Origin of the sequence: Oceanobacillus sp. E9, assembly GCF_001741975.1 — a bacterium.
Lineage (GTDB): Bacteria > Bacillota > Bacilli > Bacillales > Amphibacillaceae > Oceanobacillus > Oceanobacillus kimchii.
The window spans coordinates 437,578-456,964 of sequence record NZ_LSNA01000001.1; the positions used below are offsets into that span (position 1 = coordinate 437,578).

Sequence of the window (19,387 nt, forward strand, 5' to 3'; positions counted from 1 at the left end):
AATGACAGAGTTTAACGTAAAAGAAATTCATCAAGGTGTGGAATCTGCAAAAACAGACCTCGATACAGTGACGGAAGATATCACCCATCTTCAACGTTCGATTACGGACTTTCACGGGATGGAAGATGCTTTGAAAGGGAAGGCAGGTACAGCCATCCGATCATTTTACAACGAAGTTCACCAGCCATTTCTTACTTTTTTACACCAATCAATGATAGACTATAAAGATAGGTTAGAAGCGATGAAACAAGAGGTTCAATCGTTTGAACCGCATCAGCACGGATTTATTAGTGAAAGCTTTTTAGAAAATGAATTAGATCCTAGCTTTGATAAAGCGAAGCAGAAAACGAGTGAATTGACCGATGAGACCAATCAAATCTTATCGAGTATTAGTGATATCATTTATTTATCACCATTGGATGACTCTGTTTTTCAAAATAACATTGAAAAAGGCAAACAAAAAATCGATCATGTCATTGAAGATTTACATGAATTGGATAGCAAGCACACTTCCAAGTTACAACAAACGAAAGACGATATCAGTACGTTGAAAAGCTATCTTTCCGAAATATCATCTCGAATTAGAAATGGTACCATTTCGATTACCGAATTCGATATTAAAAGTATTAAGAACTTACCAGACTATCAAAATGTCATTAAGCAGAATTATGAAAAAGGCAACATCGTCATTAATGCCGATAATATCCATGATCTGCCGTTACAAACGATTGCAAAAGCAAACAGTGAAGGATTAAATGGACTGGACGAAGGATTCCAAGTTATTTTAAATCAAGCGTATAGTGATTTAGAGCAAGGCAACATCACTAGAGAAGCGTATTATTCCATATTTTCTACTGTGAATAAGACGAAAGGTAATCTGACAGAAGCAGAACTGGAAGAAGAAGTTCCTGAGTCGTTCTGGAAATATGTGAATGATAACAAGGATAAGATTGGGGAAAATCTGTCGAAGGATTTATTATCTACAAGTGTACAACAAATAGGAATCGCGACAACAAAACTTGGTGGCTTAATTAATGTAGTAACAGGCGTTAAGGGTCCATCGGGTCCAAGTTCGTTTGTAATGGTGAACCCCGCAACTTCTGGCGCTTCTAATTCATTAATACATTATGGTAGTAAGATTACCAGTGCAGGAAAGTGGCTAGGACGAGGATTTATGGCTGCAGGCTTTGGCATAGGAATGTATGATGATTTAGCGAATAAAGATAAAAGTATCGGCGAAGCTATTACACATAATACAACCGCTCTAGGAGTAGGGGTTGCAGGAAGCGCTATCGGAACAGCTGCAACTGCAGTATTACTCGGTAGTAACCCAGCAGGCTGGGCTGTTTTAGGTGGGGTAGCTGTAGGTACAGGATTAGTAACTGCTTTTAACTTTGCCTATGATAATAACTTCTTAGGATTACAAGATGGCTTGGATTATGTAGGACAACAACTAGATAAAGCAGGTGAAGCTGTAGCTGACTTCGCATCCAGCACAGTTGACTCCGTAAAAGAATCGGCAAAAGATGTAGGAGAAGCAATCTCTAGTGGCATCGATGCCATTAATCCAATGAATTGGGGATGGGGATAACTAAATGAAAGCAAATGTACAATTTGTATATAAAAAAGCGAGATATAATTTAATTACGATGAATGGCCAGAACTATATCCTCGATAAGGATAGTCCCAAGTGGATCATATGGATGCCTTTCTTATTTTGGTTTATCTCGCATCGAGCATATAAAGTGGACAGTGAAGTGACAGTAAATAAACTTCTTCTCCATTCCGAGAAAACAAGTGGTAGTACGATAAATATATTGGCTATCGGGATTTCCTTAATCCTTGCCAATTTGATACGACCAATTATGGATTCCTTTAACATAGACATGCCTACATTTCTTGCAACACTAATTGTACTTGTAGTGACTGTTTTAATGTTCCTATTACGCATATATATCGGAAGAAATAATCAACAGAAACTATACGCACAAGTCAGTTCTGAATTAAGGAATATAAAAGAGCTACATATCAAAGTAAAATCGATCGGGCATTTCCTCATCTATACAAGTTGCTACCTGTTCATCTTAGGTTTTCTCATTGCTTGTGCAATGATGTATGTTATATACGGAAACACAATCATTCTATTGGTTTACACGATGTTAGCTTTTATCTTTTTCATGGGCAATTTATTTACAGTAACGCCGGGACAAATGGAAGTACGGGTGAAGGATTGACTTGTTTGATGCAATAGAAAGTTAAGTGGGAATCCGAGTTAGCTATGAAGCAACACGAAATTTTATGGAGTTCCTATTGTTTGAAACAAAATTTATAAAAAATAGATACATAGTAAAGGAAACATACTCTCTACCAATTAATTTGATTTTAAGAATCGATAAAGCAGGAGAAGCAATCAGTAGTGGATTAAATGCTATTAATCCAATGAATTGGGGATGGAGTTAGGTATATGAGTTCTGAAGTAAATATTGTATTAAAAAATTTAAGATACAATTTGATTAAAGTAGATAATGAATATTATATTATCGATAAAGATCAACCTTTCCTCATCAATTTTTTACTTCCATTCCTTTATTGGATTTTTCCTAAAAGGGTTAGAAAAATAAGTACGGATACAGCAAAGCAGATACAAACTGTATCAAATAAAGAAGTTCCAACTAGCAAGGTTAGTTATATTGGTGTAGGTATTTCAGTGATTTTAGCTAATTTAATCGGTCCTTTACTTGATACGTGGATATAACACCTTTTATTGCATACTCTATTCTATTTTTAATAACTATTTTATTAGTATTATTTAGGATGATAGTGAGCAATAAATTTAAACAATCTCTTTTTCAACAGCTCCATATATCACCTAATCAGGTAGAAGAAACTTTATGGGTTTCACCAAGTAGAGTTAAGAATATTGCTGGTTTGCTCTTCTTCACTATATTCATGTGGGCTTTCGTGGTTGGTAGTCTGGTTTCTTTTTTACTTTACGGGAATTTATTTATGTTATTTATATTTACCTTGGCATTATTTATATTGCTTTTTTTGAATATACTTTGCATTACGCCAGGTAAAGATACGATGAAAATTCGATTTAAAAAATAGTTCACTATAAAATACCCTGTAAAGCTGTAAAATTCGGATTACGGATATCCTTGCATTGATTGTAATGGGAGATGACGCCTCCTGCAGTAATAGCATGAGCTGAATATTAATCACCTACATATACTTAGCATAAAAGATAATCAAATGAAGGCACAGAGAGCCTACACCTTCGGACATTAGATAAAGTAAAACATCATCAAAGGGGGGATGGGGGGCTTCACCCACTTACCCCCCTTGACCAGACCTCATCGTGTCTTTAAGCGTGGGGATTACATCCATTACATATGGAATAAAACAACACTCACTTCTCCAAATAATTAATTAGTTTATCCAAATCTTTTGCACAAGCTTTTTTAAATGTTCCTGCAATCATTTTTCCTAGAAATCTAGAGAATCCAGTCAGTTTATTTATCTCTCCATTCAAAGTGACTTTCGTCTGCGTAGTATCATCACCTGGTGTAATTATATATGTAAAAATATACTCTCCTTTACCTGTTGTTCCTTTTGTGCCGTCACAACGCAGGACAATTTTATTAGGTTCTTCTAATTGAACGACCTCAAAATGTTCCGTAGCCTCTGTTCCATACATTTTTCTCGTTTCTTTCCACTGGCTTCCCGCTTTCATTGCTCCCTCATCCAAACGTTGTATCCTCACCAATCCTTGCATCCATTCCTTCGCATTTTCTAGATCAACAAAGCATTGTAAGCATCATGTTGGGAGACCTGGACGGTTCTTTCCACTTCAAATTGAATACTCAATCTGCATACCTCCTTAACATAAAGTGAAAGTTCTGTCAGTAGGGTTTTCGAACATGATAATTGAATACCCTACTTCTTTTTCATACGAAATAAATCAACTGATTTATATCCTTGGGATAATATATCAACCATTTGTACTTGTCGCTTTTCACGTGTTTTCTGTTGTTTCGCCGAAAAAATATAACGTGCCCAGTCTTTCTGATAACCTGGTGTTAATTCCTTGTAGAACCTAAGTTCATTTGGATAATTGGTTAATATTCTTTCTATATCGTTTACGTATTTTTCATAATCTGCTACAGATTGACTAGCTGCAGATGTTTTTTTGGTTTTGATTTTCTCTCTTTTTAACCCAACCACTGTAAACACATCATCCATACTGACCATTCGAGAAAATTTCAAATCGCTATTTTCCACATACCCATCGTTATTAACATGCAAAGCAGGAAAAATATCATCTCTATGTACGAACGTTTCATACCTTTCATTCCCCTTTTTGGGATATGCAAAGAATAGATAACCTTTTTCAAGTAATTGTTGTTCATCAATAATACGTTTTGTATTAGTCACCATCTCATCCAATGTTTCTACAAAAATAAAAATCGCATCGTGATCTCCGGATAAGGTCTCCTGATAACCATCGAATATATGATAACCGTCTGGTTGATGAAGAACAGCCATGTTTTCGTACTTACTTAAATTGAGCTTACCTGATATTGTCATAGAAATGGCTCCTTTTCCTAATCGCTTTATTAAAATAAGTATAGCACGTTTATATAAATTCTTTGCGCCTACAACTAAGTAATATCAAATTATAATTAGACAAATACCCAATTTGTTCAAACATTAAGTCAACCCCTCGTGGTACTAAGGTTGAGTTAAGAAGAACGAACCGCCCCCTCAATCTTTGTATTAAGTTTATATTTACGGCGTGAATAATGTTCCATACATAGTTTAAAAAAATAAAGGAAATATATAAAACAACCCGTATTTATACATAGGAGGAATTTCAATGTCAGGACAAAATCAACATCATGAAATTGAAAAGTGTACAAATCAAGTAAAACAAGCTTATCAAATGATTGTACAGGCAAAAACGAATGGAGATATGGATCAGTTGATGCAAGCTCAACAACAATTACTTCAAGCAGAAGAACACTTAAAAGCTACACAGGAGCGCTTTGGAAATGAAGCGTTAAACAACCCCCAATTTCAACAGACTGAAGAACAACTGCATGATGCTCGTCAGGAAATAGAGCTCTTTAGAAATAATCATAGATAAAGTTGAAGCTTGCCTAAACCTTGTAATAATCAAGTGGCGGCACTTATCTCATTACATTCGGGATAAATCATAGAAGATACCCTGGAAATTCGATAGAGGCATTTTTCAGGGTATGATTGTTTATATTAAGAATTTATTCAGGCATAAACTCAGCTTATTTTGACTACATAATTTTACAAAATATAGTTTTACTCCTTTTTCCTCGCAATTATAAGTAATAATATTATCATACTATTCCACGATAGCCTGAAAAATCCTTCAATTAATATAACTCTATCCTTGTTTGAATACCTTTTATCAGGGAAAATAAATTATAAATTTTAAATAATAATGAATCATTTTCTTATAGTATTTAAAATAGGTATCTTCTTACTATAGAGGGAGATTATTGAAAGATAGAATTGATTTAATTGGATACTTATTCGCATTTTTATGAGCTAGCGAAGACAAGTGACCATTTTCAAATTTATTATATTGACTATGTCGTAATAATCATTGGTGTAATCATCGTCATTGCCAATAATCTCTTTCATCGAACAGAAAAAAGCTTATCTTGTCTCATAGGCTGGCATCGATTTGAATATGTAAGATATGATGACCCTTTTTCCTTATTTATCGATGTAAACGATGTGGTTACACAAAGAGAGTCGGGAGAGGCGTATAATTTTATAATAAAGTATTATATATGCTGATATTCTATCTGTTGACGCATACCTCATTCGCAAACACTTATCCACGGAAATCCTTTCACTAGTTCCATCTCCTAATCTCTCATTTCAATATTATTTACCTATACTGTTTCCTATAATGATGTGGTGTTACGTTGAAATATCTTTTAAATACCGTACTGAAGTATGAATGATTCGGATAGCCAACTTCTGAAGCGATGAACTGTATTGTGTCGTTCGTATCTATTAATTTCTTAGCCGCTGTAGTTAAGCGCTTTTGTTGTATATATGCTAGGGGACTTTCTCCTTTTACGTTATTAAACGTTCTTTGCAGATGAAAGGGACTAGAATGAAAGATTTCTGATAAGAAGTTTAACGTAATATCACGTTGAAAATTTACATCAATCCATTCACATACTTGCCCAATCCATTCTTCGTTTGGCAATAACAGATTATCTGGTTTACATCTTTTACATGGCCTGAAACCTAACTCTAGCGCAGCTTGTGCTTTGTTAAAAATAAACACGTTTTGTCTATTGGGTAATCTTGATTTACAGGATGGCCTGCAAAAAATTTTAGTGGTTTTAACACCATAAAAAAACATATTATCGAAATCGCTATCGTTTGTTGAAATGGCTTTCCAATACGTTGGGGGGATGTCTGAAATTAAATAATTTTCCATCATGATAACCCTCCTTTTACCTATTATAATCTATCTTGAGTATGAAAGAGCTAGAATTCAACACTTGCTATGCTTCACTATCTTTTTTAAATAGCAATTCAGAAGAAATTCACTTATTATACACGTGCTATAGTTAAAAAAATAAGGAGTTGACTAGTTATGACATTAAAACTAACACCATACTTTAAAACAAACGGAAATGCGAAGGAGCTTATCAAATTTTACCAAAGTGTATTAGATGCTCAATTGATTCATATCCAAACTTATGGTGATATGCCGATACCTTTTCCTGATGAATTTAAAGAAAATGTAGCTCACGCTATTGTGAAAGTTGGAGAAACAAACCTTATGTTTTCAGATTCACCCGGGCAACCTGTTCAAGTTGGAGATAATCTTACCATCAATATTTCCTTAGATAACATAGAAAAGGCGAAACGAATTTTTGATGGCTTAAGGCAAGATGGAACTATAATTAGTCCACTGGAAGCAACCCCTTTTAGTCCTGCTTTTGGTACAGTAACCGACAAGTTTGGTACGACATTTACCATCACAGCTGAGTCATAAAATGGACTGGAAATGGAGTGTAACGTTAAACCCTACACATCATTTTTCCCGTCCAGTTATGCTCCACTTTTGGCTAATTCTTTACCTGTATTGGTTTTTGTTTTCTGGTTTGCTAGAAATACTCCTAGAAAAATAGTTAACAATCCCATCACTAGATTTTTTGTAATTGGTTCCCCCAGCAATATATTTCCCCATAACAGTGCTGTTAGAGGTACCAGATAAGTAACCGTGCTAGCAAATGCTGCACTTCTATTGTTTATCATATAATAATAGAGTAAATGGGCAATACCAGATCCAAAACACCCTAAGCCAATTAACGACACAACAAAGGTTATATCTACGGCGTTTAACATAACTGCAAATACATTATAATTAGTTAGAATGACACCTACAATGCCTACACATGCACCTACGTATAAGGAAAAACTAGTTAATACGATTACATTTACATCTTTTGCATACCTTCTCGTAAAATGGGATGCAAACCCATAACAAGTTGTTGCCAGAACCATCGTTCCTACCCCAACAAAATTGCTTGCATGCAACTGCGTCACGTTGAAATTCATTAGAATCATAATGCCAATAAAGCCAAGAACAATTCCTCCCCACTGCCTTTTATTTAAGATTATAGAAAATATAATAAAACCAATTATGCCTGTCAGTATTGGAGTTAATGCATTAAGTACCGCTGCTGTATTACTGGTGATTGTAGTTTGACTAAGCGCAATCAACCCCCAAGGTAGCCCCGCATTAAAAATACCAATAATAATAAGTGATTTCCAAGGTAATGAACGAGGAACTTTTTTTCTGATCATCCTCATAAGTAAAAGCGGTGTTAAAGTAACCGCACCTGTTAGACATCGTAAAAATACTGTTCCCCACACACCTACGTCACCAATTAAATTTTCAATAAAGACAAACGATAAACCCCAAATTAAACTCAACCCAATTAATGCCACATATAACATTTCTTTCACTCCTCTTTTTCCTAACCTTGTTGATCATGGTTCGCTCCAATCCACCAATCGCTCTCTCCATTCTTCTTGATATGGAGGGTTTCTTTGTTCTCTAGCTTCAGCTTCTTAAAGCTCTGTTTGTAATTACCACATAGTATAAACAGATTATTTTTGAGATGTAAGGCTTTCGGAATAGAAGGGCAAGAATACAATATTTAGAATGATCATCAATCTTCGCTTACTTTTCTAATCAAATTCTCATTTTCTTATCATTCGCATCTCATTTATATACGTTACTATTAGGGTACAAGCCATAAAGGAGGAATTATTATGAAAAACAAAATCTTAATTGGAACTGTTGCAGGAACCGTCATGTTTGGGGGAGCTGCAATCGTAGGAGCATCGGATAACAATGAAAATGCGGAAATTTCTGCGGAACAAGCCCTCCAAACAGCCTTGGAGAATACAGAAGGGTTTGTACAAGAAGTGGATCTGTCATTTGAAGATGATGAAAATTACTATGAAATTGAAATCGAAAGTAATGACAAAGACTATGAATTTTATGTTGATGCAACTACAGGAGAAGTCTTAGGGCAAGAACCAGATTCTGACGTAGAAAATGAAGAACAGAAAGAAGATGGACAGAATAATCCCGGTAACAACCACTATCCAAATGAACCAACGAATCTATCTTCTTTTGAAGAATACAACACCATTACCGATCAAGTAAACACAGACAATCTAACTTTCCATTTGGAAACGGACAATCAAGGAAATCGCATCATGTTCCTCGTTGATGAAGATGGTACGAAGCATTATAAAACCATTTTTATTAAACACACAAGCCACTTGAAAATTATTGACTTGAATGGTGGAGGACAGATTTTCTACGAACAAATTTAATATAACACCTATATCTAGGATGGAGAAACTATTCTAGCTACAGAGGAAAGGACATAACATGTTGTTCACCGACAATGTGTTATGTCCTTTATTAGGTCTTTGCGTAATTTAGTTGCTACTGTTCAATCAGAGAAGTTCAGCGAGTGGAATCTGCTTTGCGTATTGTTTCATTTTCTACTTTATTTGTTAATTGTTTTAAGCTCAGATAGATTATATTATTCCCAATTAAACTCTCTGATTATAAACCCTTGTTTCTTGGCATAGTCATGAATCGTTTTAATTAACTTTTTCTTGGATAAAGAGAATGAATTATAAATTTCTCTTTTATTATCTATCTGATATTCTTCAAAAACGATAAAATTTAACTCATCCATTTTCTTTACTACAAATTGATTACATTCATACTCTCCACATCTGATATTGTTTGAATAAATAAAACTAATGATGCCATCATAGTATTCTTGATCAGAAATCTCTATTTCTAGAAAGGATTTTATTACTTCTTGCATGTAAACACTCCTTTGGCAGTCCATTCTCCTCTCACGTAGCAACATATTGCATTGGCTCCGTGCAGAGATCCTACATCAGCTGCATTGTCGTAATGCATGTTGGATCGTTTTCAAATGTCGAAATCGTCGACACTGCTTGTTTATCACCATATGTAATCATTACTTTGAATTCCTGATCTCGTGGCAACCATACATCCAAAAATCCATTATCAAAGGATTCTATCGTATCATCAAAAACCACATTGCCATCCATATCTTCAATGTAAATATCAAATGGCTTGTTCACTAGTTCTCCTTGGCACCCTGTCAAACTATGAAAGGTACATGGATGCGTCTCGTTAATGTATGGAGCAATGGAAACAAAGAACTCTTCCTCTGGCAAATCATAGTTCTCCTGTGTATCATCATTCTCGACCGTGAGTTGTGTAGCAGTGACCGAGGCAGATGAAGCGGTTAATTGATCAGTACTGTAATCTTGTATCATCGATTTAATGTCTTCTGTAGATTGTTCCGTATTATTGGCACAGCCGACTAAAACAAACAAAAAAGTAATGGAAATGAATAATACTGATTTTTTCTTCATCGATAGCCCTCCTTGTTATTTAGTATTAATATAACATTTTTATTGATAGTTTATCGTAAAGTATTGAATAATGGAGGGGAGATTTTTGAATGAATCTACTCAAATATTTTTCTGCTTGATTTCCTTTGCAATAATAACAGTTAAAGCCTAATTCATAATTGTTTGGTGAACAAAAACAAACTAGGCTTTATATTAATTCAACATCGAAAAGCTTAGGTACAATAAATTCTAGAAGGAAAAATTAATTTTATTCCTCTTCTAATTAATTTTGTTGATCTTGTTGATCTTGTTGTTCAGAAGGCTCTTCTGTTGGATCTGGTTCCTGTTGATCTTGCCCAGTTGCACATCCAAACAACAGACTTGTTGAAAAAATTGCTGTGAAAACAACTGCGTAGAATCTTTTCAATTTCATTTAACTCACCTCACTTATAATATAATTACTCCTTAGCTCTCCCCAATATCGTTCTACTTATTCAATCTTTATGAGTTACCTTGGCAGGCGTATAGTTTTAACATTCTAACTTTTTATGTATACTATCTATATATCAAAAGAAAGGATGTGGGATATGATTTATAAACACCGGCATCAACCTTCTGAACTGCCAATTTTAGGTTCTCTTCACACTCGAATGAATTTATCCTCAGAAAATAAAAAGTACTACTACAGTTTAAAAAAGGGATGGAAAGGTGAACTTCTATTTGATTCATTTGCCAAAGAACTTACGTGTGATTGCCATATCCTCAATGATTTGCTTCTCTCTTCAAACAACACCGCCTTTCAAATCGATTCATTGATTATCACTGCAGAAACCATTTTTATTTATGAAGTTAAAAATTTTGCAGGGGATTATTATTACGAATCAGAGAAATTTCACAACATGCGGCATGGAAATCCTTAACCCGCTACACCAGTTAAACCGAACGGCATCCCTATTACGCTCATTGCTTTCCAAACAAGGATTTAACCTGCCAATGGAATACAAGGTGATCTTCATTAATGAGAGTTTCACCCTCTACCAAGCCCCAATTAATGACACAGTTATTTATCCAACTCAAATTAGAAAGTATTTTCACAAGCTGAATGCTATCCCTTCAAAATTAACCAAAAGACACCGACTGCTAGCAGAAAAATTATTAGAGCTTCAACTCGACGATTTTCTCATCAAACCAAACATGCCTTCCTATCAATATGTCCAACTCCAAAAAGGAATTTCTTGTGCAAAGTGTCATTCACTTTCTGTCCATGAGAATGGCCGAAAATGCATTTGTACTATTTGCAAGCATGAAGAATTAACAGAAAGTGCTGTAGTGCGGGCAGCTAAGGAGTTTAAGCTCCTTTTTCCAAACGAGAAGATGACGACTGGAATTGTTCACGATTGGTGCAGTATCGTTGAATCAAAAAGACGAATAAAGTATATTCTCTATAAGAATTTCAATGCCGTTGGAAAGACACGCTGGCTTTACTACGAATGAAGCAATATTTAACAAATTCAACACCCGTTCGGTTGGCATATATTGAGAAATGAATTATCTTGCTTGTCATGTTTGAGAATGAACTGGGGATAGAGAAGATTTTTAACATTTTGATGGATTTTCATATTACGGTTTGGGCTTAGAACCGGGCTATTTACTACTTTTTTCGTTTTCCGGAGTTAGTTTGGTTTACAGAGCAGCTCTATTTACCACTTTTTTCGTTTTCTCAAGCTAGTTTGGTTTATAGAGCAGCTCTATTTACTGCTTTTTTCGTTTTCTCAACCTAGTTTGGTCTATAGAACAGCTCTATTTACCACTTTTTTCGTTTTCACAACCTAGTTTGGTTTATAGAACGGCTCTATTTACCACTTTTTTCGTTTTCTCAAACTAGTTTGGTTTATAGAACGGCTCTATTTACCACTTTTTTCGTTTTCTCAAGCTAGTTTGGTTTATAGAGCAGCTCTATTTACTGCTTTTTCACATTCTCAAGCTGGTTTGGGTAAAAAAGGAATAACCACCCCCGTCTGATAGCTAATAAAGGTGGTTATTTCTCTTAAATTAATCGAATCTGCAAACTTTTTTTCAAATGTTTTACTCCCACTTCTCCATGTAAGTTTGCGCTTGATGTAAGAGCGTGTGATAAGCAAAATCAGTGATCTCACCAGCATCATAGTGGTGTTCGAGCAAGTCCACAAACCCGCGCATGTGCTTGAGGACTTTCTCCGCATTTCCTTGTTTCTCAAACTGACTAACAGCCTTCAAGTGAATTTCTAATACCCGAGCAGCGTCCTCACCTTCAAATTCTTCTTCTGTTTTAAAGTGTTCAATCAGCATTTCTAAGCTTCCTACATTATTTTCTAAAACAGGCAGTAGTATAATTCGCTGATCTGTGGCTTCCTCTATCTTATCTCGACTATAGAGTAATGGAATTGCTCCATCATTCGCCCATGTATCAAATAAGTTATCATAGTGTTTGCTATTCGAATCACCGGATTGGCCGGGGCTGTTCATCGCAATCGAATTATCCCATTCTCCCACGTCGACAACTACTCTGAATGTAGCACCATGTACTTGCTTGAAATTCGAATTATATCTTGATGCGCCAACGGTATCTCCACTTCCACCACGTGGCAAAGGGCCAATGTTCATATTGTATGCTTGTTCCTCATCAACCATCCCCGCTAAAGGATGATCTAAATACGCGTGCTTCAATTCGCCCCATTGCCATTCATCCATATTCGGTCCGAGTAATTCTTTCACCTGATCAATAGCATCCTCTAATGAGGAAAGTATAATCTCATTACGGACCGCTGCTGGATTATCGCCGAATTGCTCATCCGGATTTTCTAACATGTCCAAGATGACAAGCGGATCACCAGAACCAATATATTCCGCAGCTTCCTCCGACATAATCTCTGCCAATACCGCGTCACCTAAATGATATTGGTACCATACTTCAAACAAGGCTCCGGCAGAAGTTTCTACAGACAGTTCACCATCCCACGATCGCAACAATTCCAATGCATCATTCACTTGTTCATCCGATGATTCCAGTTCGGTATCATTCAGTAAGTGCATGATACGTTTTGCCGGCACCGATGTATAGTCAGTTTGTAATTGAAGTGAGTCCTCGATTCCCATTTTTTCATTGCTTTCCATAACTTCTTCTATCCGCTGAAAGCGAAATGGCGCCGTCCACTCGAATCCAAGTTTATATTTTTCATAATCATAATCATCCGGTAAATTCATTTGGTTCGCTGTTCCTATCCAACCTCTGTCTGGATTTAACTCGTGTGGTAAGTTCTGTTGATCGAGAAAACCATCCCATTCATATGTCCCGTCACCTGGAACTGGTAAAAGTCCATCCCAATTGTCTCGAACTGGAGTTAACCCGCCTGGTTTCCATCCTATATCTCCTTCTACATCTGCATATACCTGATTCTCGGACGGCGATCCCCATCGATTCATTGCTTCATAAAATTCGTCCCAGCTCTCGGCTCCCATATACGATAAACTCCCCAAATATGGAGCCATTCCTGGTTCTAACCATCCCGCCCTCACGGCATATGCACGGTTATTCTCCTCATCCTTATAAATAACCGGACCGTGGCGTGTAAACTCTAAATCGGCAACTTGTTGATCTCCATTTTTCACCTCAATATCTTCAGAGATAGAAGTCATCGCTTCCCATTCATCTTCATAACGATACTCCGATGGGTTATCTGGATTGGTTTCATACACGTAGAGATCTTCCTGATCAATGGAAAAAATCGTTAGCCCCCACGCGCTTGTCCCATTATGACCAATCGATATCCCTGGCAATACTGGCTCTCCGCCCCCAATCACATCTAATCCCGGTGCAGATAAATGGGTAATATAACGCAAAGATGGCACATCGACAGCTCGATGCGGATCATCCGCCATAATTGGACGCCCTGTTTCAGACTTTTCCGGGCTAATTACCCAGTTGTTACTGCCAAGTGAAGATTCCATTTCAATCTGTTCATTTAAATTTCCCGTCTCCGTTGTCAGCTGCGTTTCTACATCTCCCAACCCTTTAGCACCTTTTTCGACTTGATCAAAATTCACTCCACTCGTCGCTAATTGATAGGTATCTAATACATCTTCGGAAATATCCTCAAGATCCAATCCCTCTGGTATTTCTGTCTCCCAATCAGGTTGAAGCTTTTTACGAACGCTTTCAACATCTTCCCCATGGTCACGCAAAGTAATTGCACGCGCTACTTCATTGGTAATATTTCTCGTTAACCCATGACTCCGAATACGTACGACATCTTCTGGTTCCCATTTTGAAGGCTTGTAATCTAGAATATCGAACTCATCTGGCAACAAGTCTGGATTCGTTTCCGTCATTTCAACATATGCGTTAATCCCTTCGGTAAAGGCAGTCACAATATCTTCCGTTTCTGGTCCATATGCTTCCCATTCTTCCTCCATATTTCCTCGGTATAAGAATAATCGCTTTGCCTTATCTTGTTCCACATATTCTGGGCCAAGAACTTCTGATAGTTCTCCTAGACCATTTTTTCGCCATAAATCAATTTGCCATAACCGATCACGTGCCACATTAAATCCTTGAGCAAAATAAACATCTGTTTGAGAAGAAGCATAAATATGTGGAATTCCCCAGTTATCCACGAGGATTTCAGCTGGCTTTTCTAATCCGTCTAACTCATGAATCATTGTGGTCACACTGGAGTTCGCATTACTCGTTGTACTACCCATACTGGATAAAAAAGGTGTGATCAAAAGCATACAAATAAGCGCAAATACAAATATTTTCTTCATGGACTCACTCCTCATAAAATATGTTCCCTACGCGTTTTTCATCCTCTGTATATTGTTTATCACCTTTCTTGCATCCCTTTTTTTACGAATTAGATCACACCGACAAATGCTCCATGATTCTCTTTAAACTCCCTTCTCTACAAACTGAGACTTTCATCAGCGGACAATTACTCGCTTTGTACACGTACGACAGGAAAAGTATAGATCTCCAGACTTCCAAATTCTACATGGAAGAATGATTCTATTGATGTTTAGTAATGCTAGTATTTTCTATAATTTTCCAGTATTTTCAATTTGATTATAGCAACCAGTATATAGACCGTCAATTAATTTAAAAAATTCAATCTATTATACCTATACCTACCAGTACAATAGAGCTACGAGACCTTCTTAATAGGAAAAAGGTGAAAGATCCTTATCAAAACCATTTCCAGATATACTTATACCTGTGATGAGGTCACAAAATTTTCTTTTCTATCCCGCTTCGACATGGAATGGTGAACAAATATAAATAAAATAAGACCTATAAGCATTATTCCACTCATTAGAATAAACCCTATACCTGCATGAGAATGATCAATCAAGAGACCCACACCATAAGCAAGACCTGATTGTAATAAAAGAGAAATTCCCATCCAAACGGACATGGAACGTCCCATGTATTTTTCTTCTACTACATCCATAAGGAGTGCATTCATGTGAATTCGAATAGTTGAATTAGAAAGACCGATCAACATACTCCCTAAAAACAGCCAAATAACATAATGATGAAAACCTAGTGATAGCATTATTACGGTGGCTAGACTAAAGAACAACGTAATGGTGCGTGGTTTTGTTAGTTTCTTGACAATGAGTGAAGCTAAAAACCCTGAAAGCAATCCGCCAATTCCATAAAACATATCCGATATCCCAAAAACCACAGAGTCAGCTTGCAATAAATCTTGCACATATCCTGGTAAAATAACATTGAAAACCATAGTGGTAGTTAACGGAATAATAGAAATTACACCAAATAGAAATAACTTCGGTTTACTTTTCAAGTAGTCAATTCCACCTTTGAAGTTTTTAATAAAAGATTCTTCCTTTTCCTTCACATCGATCTTAGTACGATAACTAACCCGAATTAAAAAGAAGCTGCTAAGCAAAAATGCAGTTGCATTCATAAACAAAATGAATTCAAATCCATAATGTTTATAAAGGATTCCAGATACTGCACCCGCTAAAAACATACCAACTTGCAAACTAATTTCTATAAGTGAATTTCCATGCACAAGTTCATTTTTTGTTAAGATCTCTTGTGTTAAACTCCTTGATGCAGACATATAGATAGTCCATCCGATCCCATTAATGATGGTGAATAAGTAGATATAAACCATATTAAATCCATCAATAATAAAGAAAAGAGAGATAGTAAAGATTAAGATTCCACGTAATACATGAGCCCAGAGAATAACTTGTTTTCGATTAAAGCGATCTGTTAATGTACCGACAAGAGGAAAACACAAGAAGCCTGCCAAAACATTAAAAGCTAACAAAAACCCTACTGCTGTAGCGGAACCCGTTTGATCAAGTACATACCAATTGTGCTCATTCCTACACCAAACCCTTGTATAATGTCGGAAAAAAAGAAGTTTCTGAAATTCTTCCCTTTCAACATGTTAAAGAGCATTACTTTCACATCCTTCTATAATATGACGTCTAAGATGCTTTTGAAATTGACTTGCATACTCTTTTAAAGATGGGTTTTTCATTGCAGAATAAATTGAAAAAGTCGGTAACCGTTTGAAACCACAGTATTCAAAAAGTTTATATATAGGAAATAATAATTGATCTTCACTATATCCCTCTAAAAAACTCTCCCGGTTCGCATTAAATGCACGTATACTCGCTCCCCATGAAACAGAAAGCATGTATTTTTTCTGAGTGAATAAACCGCCTCTACCAAATTCCTTCGCTTTAGTAAAAAATATATCTGGAACAAATACATCATCAATATACTTTTTTACAATGCCTGGAATACTAAACCAATAAATAGGTGTTTGTATAAGGACATTATCTGCCCACTGAAATTTTTCAATTTCTTCTTCGATGTTATAGCCTGCAATAATGTTTGTTTCTTTTATTTCAAAATGGTTATTGCAATTATCTCTAATAACATCGAACATGTAATTGGTTAATTGACCCTTTGCTCTTTCAAACTCATCATGACCATTAATTATTAATAATTTCTTCATTTATTTCCCTCTCTCTTATATTGTTTTTTTTCTACATATAGCTTAAAATAAGTTCAATCATTACGAAAGCTGATAATTTTGATTGAATCAATCGAAAATACTGATCGATGAAAAGGAGTAGTATATGGAGATCAAATATTTACAAACATTCTTGGTAGCATGTGAAACAATGAACTTCACGAAAACGGCTGCAAAACTACAATATGCTCAGTCTAGTGTCACTGCACAAATCAAATCTCTCGAACAAGATTTAGGAACACCACTCTTTGAAAGACTTGGGAAAAAGCTTGTTTTGACACAGGCAGGGAAACACTTAAAGAAATATGCACACCAAATTGTTCATTTAACAGATGAGGCACGCACAACCATTGATGCAGGAGGAAAAAAAGGAACGATTATCGTGGGAGCACAAGAAAGTCAGTGTACATATCGTTTACCGGAACTTCTTAAAAGCTTTAAAACAAAATATCCTCTCGTTAATTTAATTTTTAAACCTGCTCATTCGGATGAAAGTGCAACAAAGTCTTTGCTTAAGGGGGAATTAGATCTCGCTTTTATTATGGATACAAGCAAATCAAATCCTTATTTAGAAACCATTCCATTATTACAAGAGCGTCTTATGCTTGTGGCATCACCATCCAATTCATTAGTTTCAAAACCTACAGTACTACCAGATGATTTACAAGAAGAAACAGTCTTACTAACAGAAAGAGGATGTTCGTACCGCAATATTTTTGAGCAAAAGATGTATGAGCATGAAGTATCACCGAAAAACACTTTGGAGTTTGTAAGCCTTGAAGCTATCAAAAAGTGTGTAGTTGCCAATTTGGGAGTTGCCATGTTACCAGAAATGACTGTTTCGAAGGAAATAAAAGAAGGAGTATTAGTGAAATTAAATTGGAACGTCCAAATGTATTTATTAACTACACAAATGGCTTTACACAAAGACAAATGGATGACACCTCAATTACAGGACTTTGTGCAACTAACAACAACCCACTTTTCTGCGTAACCAAATAAAAGAAGCTTTATCTATTTGATAGAGCTTCTTTTATTTAGTAAGTTATTTATTCACGCCCCAAAGGAGGGTGGCCTAGGCGAGACCCCGGGTTTCTTAGAAAACGGAGACTCCCCAGCCGCCCTTGAGGAGCGGAGTATATTTCTGAAGCGATTTTCATACGCCGTTCATTCGGATTTATCTTTGAGTTTATCCTTCATACATATCTCTTCTTTTAAAACCGGCATAGCCGACAATTATAAATAGGATGCTAATCACGGTTATGGTGAGAAAAACAATTAAATCAAAACCCTCCATTGGCATCTGAGGGAACCAGCTTTGTATAGCAGTTTTTGAAAAAGCTTCTGGTAAATCCAAGACACCACCGAAATAATTTATTAAAAAAGCATAGCCGAGATAGGCATAAACCAATTTACCAAGTTTAGTGCCCAGCCAAGAGCCAGCGCAGAAAGGCCAATAAAGAATAAAACTGCTGGTAATAAGTTAAAGCTCGCTGTAAGAAAATCAAATATATCCATTGAAGAACGGTCGCCCATAGTTGCTATTGCTGTACCGCCAAGGCTTGCTGCAGACAGCAAAATTCCTAGGAAGCCCACTGCGAGTGACTTTGGTAGCTTGAAGCTGGTTTAAATGTAACTTGCTTTCTTCTGTGAACAGTTTATTGACAATGGCAATCGGTAAAATAGAAACTAAACCAATCATAACCATAATAATTGCACTAGTGAATGATTCTTCCAAAGAAACGCCAGCTTGTGTAAACATTTGTTTCATTACATCGTTGCTTTCTAGGAAGGTCTGCATAAAGAGAATTTGTTTCACGAAGTGTATAAGGATTTTATAGAAACCTTAAGTATTACGGCTAAACAGATTATGGACAAAGATCTGCCATTTGAAGAAACGCTTCTTGCTATGAGCCAAAACAAAATTCATTTCTTACACCAAATAAACAACCAATTCTATCTAGATATAGTGGAACATCTAACAAAAAAGATGATGATGGACTTTCTTTAATGATAAATAAATTTGCAGAAAACAGTTATGGTATGTTGTTAGATTTATTCCATCGAGGACGTAAAGAAGGAAAGGTAGATTTAAAATATTCAGATGAATTTTTGCTGCTTTATTTTCAAGCTATTGTTGAAGGGATTTCCAATCCAAAAATCTATGAGCGAATTGTACCATATACAGAAGAATGGACAGAGCTGTTAATTAAAGGATTGGCACCAAACAAAAGTGAGTAGTTAGCGATCACCCTCTCCACATTATTCAGCCACATTCATACTAGTGGCTTTTTCTTTTTTCCAATAACCAAAGAAAAGTCCAAAGAACAAATTTGTGATAG

At 36.0% G+C, this 19,387-nt stretch carries 22 protein-coding genes and 1 pseudogene; 12 read left to right on the top strand and 11 right to left on the bottom strand.

Annotation, left to right across the window (positions count from 1 at the left end; translation table 11 throughout):
- The first annotated feature begins 1 nt into the window (after nt 1).
- The 4 genes and pseudogenes from AQ616_RS01980 (at nt 2) to AQ616_RS20135 (ending at nt 3,108) form a co-directional block, all read left to right on the top strand.
- A complete protein-coding gene (locus tag AQ616_RS01980) occupies nt 2-1,591 on the top strand; it encodes a ribonuclease YeeF family protein (RefSeq protein ID WP_069684902.1) in 1,590 nt (529 codons plus the stop codon).
- A gap of 4 nt (nt 1,592-1,595) precedes the next feature.
- Nucleotides 1,596-2,234 carry a DUF443 domain-containing protein gene (locus AQ616_RS01985; RefSeq protein ID WP_069684903.1) on the top strand — a complete coding sequence of 213 codons (639 nt, stop codon included), beginning with the start codon at nt 1,596-1,598 and terminating at the stop codon, nt 2,232-2,234.
- A gap of 25 nt (nt 2,235-2,259) precedes the next feature.
- The gene (locus AQ616_RS19370) at nt 2,260-2,460 is read left to right on the top strand and encodes a hypothetical protein (protein ID WP_139136304.1); all 201 of its coding nucleotides are present in this window, start codon (nt 2,260-2,262) and stop codon (nt 2,458-2,460) included.
- A gap of 4 nt (nt 2,461-2,464) precedes the next feature.
- A pseudogene (locus AQ616_RS20135) lies at nt 2,465-3,108 on the top strand (DUF443 family protein).
- Nucleotides 3,109-3,409: 301 nt separating this feature from the next.
- Here AQ616_RS20135 and AQ616_RS02000 read toward each other — a convergent pair.
- Together AQ616_RS02000 and AQ616_RS02005 are read right to left on the bottom strand one after the other, a co-directional pair.
- Nucleotides 3,410-3,763: an SRPBCC family protein gene (locus AQ616_RS02000; protein ID WP_240490452.1), complete on the bottom strand. Its 354-nt coding sequence runs from the start codon at nt 3,761-3,763 to the stop codon at nt 3,410-3,412.
- A 173-nt stretch (nt 3,764-3,936) separates the two neighbouring features.
- Nucleotides 3,937-4,587 (bottom strand): YdeI/OmpD-associated family protein, encoded by a 651-nt coding sequence (locus tag AQ616_RS02005; protein ID WP_069684906.1) that lies wholly within the window; start codon nt 4,585-4,587, stop codon nt 3,937-3,939.
- A gap of 289 nt (nt 4,588-4,876) precedes the next feature.
- On the opposite strand from AQ616_RS02005, the gene AQ616_RS02010 reads away from it, so the two are divergent.
- Nucleotides 4,877-5,146 (top strand): hypothetical protein, encoded by a 270-nt coding sequence (locus AQ616_RS02010; protein ID WP_069684907.1) that lies wholly within the window; start codon nt 4,877-4,879, stop codon nt 5,144-5,146.
- A 410-nt stretch (nt 5,147-5,556) separates the two neighbouring features.
- Complete coding sequence (locus AQ616_RS19375; protein ID WP_139136305.1) at nt 5,557-5,838, top strand: hypothetical protein; 282 nt, start codon at nt 5,557-5,559, stop codon at nt 5,836-5,838.
- A gap of 94 nt (nt 5,839-5,932) precedes the next feature.
- On the opposite strand, the gene AQ616_RS02015 is transcribed toward AQ616_RS19375, so the two are convergent.
- A complete protein-coding gene (locus AQ616_RS02015; RefSeq protein ID WP_069685083.1) occupies nt 5,933-6,496 on the bottom strand; it encodes a bifunctional transcriptional activator/DNA repair enzyme AdaA in 564 nt (187 codons plus the stop codon).
- A gap of 159 nt (nt 6,497-6,655) precedes the next feature.
- Between AQ616_RS02015 and AQ616_RS02020 the strand changes: the two genes are divergently transcribed.
- Entirely contained in the window at nt 6,656-7,060 is a 405-nt protein-coding gene (locus tag AQ616_RS02020; RefSeq protein WP_069684908.1) for a VOC family protein, read from the top strand.
- Nucleotides 7,061-7,116: 56 nt separating this feature from the next.
- Here AQ616_RS02020 and AQ616_RS02025 read toward each other — a convergent pair whose 3' ends face one another.
- On the bottom strand, nt 7,117-8,028 hold the full coding sequence (locus tag AQ616_RS02025; protein WP_069684909.1) for a DMT family transporter: 912 nt from the start codon (nt 8,026-8,028) through the stop codon (nt 7,117-7,119).
- 318 nt (nt 8,029-8,346) lie between these two features.
- Between AQ616_RS02025 and AQ616_RS02030 the strand changes: the two genes are divergently transcribed.
- The gene (locus tag AQ616_RS02030) at nt 8,347-8,919 is read left to right on the top strand and encodes a PepSY domain-containing protein (protein WP_069684910.1); all 573 of its coding nucleotides are present in this window, start codon (nt 8,347-8,349) and stop codon (nt 8,917-8,919) included.
- Nucleotides 8,920-9,134: 215 nt separating this feature from the next.
- On the opposite strand, the gene AQ616_RS02035 is transcribed toward AQ616_RS02030, so the two are convergent.
- The 3 genes from AQ616_RS02035 to AQ616_RS19510 form a co-directional block, all read right to left on the bottom strand.
- Nucleotides 9,135-9,428, bottom strand: a complete 294-nt coding sequence (locus tag AQ616_RS02035) for a hypothetical protein (protein WP_069684911.1) — start codon at nt 9,426-9,428, stop codon at nt 9,135-9,137.
- A 70-nt stretch (nt 9,429-9,498) separates the two neighbouring features.
- Nucleotides 9,499-10,011 (bottom strand): CueP family metal-binding protein, encoded by a 513-nt coding sequence (locus AQ616_RS02040; protein WP_069684912.1) that lies wholly within the window; start codon nt 10,009-10,011, stop codon nt 9,499-9,501.
- Nucleotides 10,012-10,273: 262 nt separating this feature from the next.
- Nucleotides 10,274-10,423 carry a hypothetical protein gene (locus AQ616_RS19510; RefSeq protein ID WP_168156623.1) on the bottom strand — a complete coding sequence of 50 codons (150 nt, stop codon included), beginning with the start codon at nt 10,421-10,423 and terminating at the stop codon, nt 10,274-10,276.
- Nucleotides 10,424-10,577: 154 nt separating this feature from the next.
- Between AQ616_RS19510 and AQ616_RS19820 the strand changes: the two genes are divergently transcribed.
- A complete protein-coding gene (locus AQ616_RS19820; protein ID WP_240490453.1) occupies nt 10,578-10,910 on the top strand; it encodes a nuclease-related domain-containing protein in 333 nt (110 codons plus the stop codon).
- Between the two features lie 43 nt (nt 10,911-10,953).
- Entirely contained in the window at nt 10,954-11,484 is a 531-nt protein-coding gene (locus AQ616_RS19825; RefSeq protein ID WP_240490454.1) for a hypothetical protein, read from the top strand.
- A gap of 591 nt (nt 11,485-12,075) precedes the next feature.
- On the opposite strand, the gene AQ616_RS02050 is transcribed toward AQ616_RS19825, so the two are convergent.
- The 3 genes from AQ616_RS02050 to AQ616_RS02060 form a co-directional block, all read right to left on the bottom strand.
- Complete coding sequence (locus AQ616_RS02050) at nt 12,076-14,793, bottom strand: penicillin acylase family protein (protein WP_069684913.1); 2,718 nt, start codon at nt 14,791-14,793, stop codon at nt 12,076-12,078.
- 440 nt (nt 14,794-15,233) lie between these two features.
- Nucleotides 15,234-16,328 carry an MFS transporter gene (locus tag AQ616_RS02055; RefSeq protein ID WP_240490455.1) on the bottom strand — a complete coding sequence of 365 codons (1,095 nt, stop codon included), beginning with the start codon at nt 16,326-16,328 and terminating at the stop codon, nt 15,234-15,236.
- Nucleotides 16,329-16,451: 123 nt separating this feature from the next.
- Nucleotides 16,452-17,027 carry an NAD(P)H-dependent oxidoreductase gene (locus tag AQ616_RS02060; protein WP_069684914.1) on the bottom strand — a complete coding sequence of 192 codons (576 nt, stop codon included), beginning with the start codon at nt 17,025-17,027 and terminating at the stop codon, nt 16,452-16,454.
- A gap of 124 nt (nt 17,028-17,151) precedes the next feature.
- Between AQ616_RS02060 and AQ616_RS02065 the strand changes: the two genes are divergently transcribed.
- Nucleotides 17,152-18,039, top strand: coding sequence for a LysR family transcriptional regulator (locus tag AQ616_RS02065; protein ID WP_069684915.1), 888 nt, complete (start codon nt 17,152-17,154; stop codon nt 18,037-18,039).
- Nucleotides 18,040-18,422: 383 nt separating this feature from the next.
- Here the strand turns inward: AQ616_RS02065 and AQ616_RS19765 are convergent, their stop codons facing one another.
- Nucleotides 18,423-18,623 carry a hypothetical protein gene (locus tag AQ616_RS19765; RefSeq protein ID WP_205634376.1) on the bottom strand — a complete coding sequence of 67 codons (201 nt, stop codon included), beginning with the start codon at nt 18,621-18,623 and terminating at the stop codon, nt 18,423-18,425.
- Between the two features lie 432 nt (nt 18,624-19,055).
- Between AQ616_RS19765 and AQ616_RS02080 the strand changes: the two genes are divergently transcribed.
- Nucleotides 19,056-19,286 carry a hypothetical protein gene (locus AQ616_RS02080; protein WP_069684918.1) on the top strand — a complete coding sequence of 77 codons (231 nt, stop codon included), beginning with the start codon at nt 19,056-19,058 and terminating at the stop codon, nt 19,284-19,286.
- Nucleotides 19,287-19,387 lie beyond the last annotated feature (101 nt).

Bases quoted from the DNA above. Each gene is read 5' to 3' on its own strand.
- AQ616_RS02010 (WP_069684907.1), top strand. From the start codon at position 4,877: ATGTCAGGACAAAATCAACATCATGAAATTGAAAAGTGTACAAATCAA.
- AQ616_RS02025 (WP_069684909.1), bottom strand. From the start codon at position 8,028: ATGTTATATGTGGCATTAATTGGGTTGAGTTTAATTTGGGGTTTATCG.
- AQ616_RS02080 (WP_069684918.1), top strand. From the start codon at position 19,056: ATGATAAATAAATTTGCAGAAAACAGTTATGGTATGTTGTTAGATTTA.
- AQ616_RS02030 (WP_069684910.1), top strand. From the start codon at position 8,347: ATGAAAAACAAAATCTTAATTGGAACTGTTGCAGGAACCGTCATGTTT.
- AQ616_RS02040 (WP_069684912.1), bottom strand. From the start codon at position 10,011: ATGAAGAAAAAATCAGTATTATTCATTTCCATTACTTTTTTGTTTGTT.
- AQ616_RS02035 (WP_069684911.1), bottom strand. From the start codon at position 9,428: ATGCAAGAAGTAATAAAATCCTTTCTAGAAATAGAGATTTCTGATCAA.
- AQ616_RS02050 (WP_069684913.1), bottom strand. From the start codon at position 14,793: ATGAAGAAAATATTTGTATTTGCGCTTATTTGTATGCTTTTGATCACA.
- AQ616_RS02015 (WP_069685083.1), bottom strand. From the start codon at position 6,496: ATGGAAAATTATTTAATTTCAGACATCCCCCCAACGTATTGGAAAGCC.
- AQ616_RS19510 (WP_168156623.1), bottom strand. From the start codon at position 10,423: ATGAAATTGAAAAGATTCTACGCAGTTGTTTTCACAGCAATTTTTTCA.
- AQ616_RS01985 (WP_069684903.1), top strand. From the start codon at position 1,596: ATGAAAGCAAATGTACAATTTGTATATAAAAAAGCGAGATATAATTTA.
- AQ616_RS02065 (WP_069684915.1), top strand. From the start codon at position 17,152: ATGGAGATCAAATATTTACAAACATTCTTGGTAGCATGTGAAACAATG.
- AQ616_RS02005 (WP_069684906.1), bottom strand. From the start codon at position 4,587: ATGACAATATCAGGTAAGCTCAATTTAAGTAAGTACGAAAACATGGCT.
- AQ616_RS19820 (WP_240490453.1), top strand. From the start codon at position 10,578: ATGATTTATAAACACCGGCATCAACCTTCTGAACTGCCAATTTTAGGT.
- AQ616_RS02060 (WP_069684914.1), bottom strand. From the start codon at position 17,027: ATGAAGAAATTATTAATAATTAATGGTCATGATGAGTTTGAAAGAGCA.
- AQ616_RS02020 (WP_069684908.1), top strand. From the start codon at position 6,656: ATGACATTAAAACTAACACCATACTTTAAAACAAACGGAAATGCGAAG.
- AQ616_RS01980 (WP_069684902.1), top strand. From the start codon at position 2: ATGACAGAGTTTAACGTAAAAGAAATTCATCAAGGTGTGGAATCTGCA.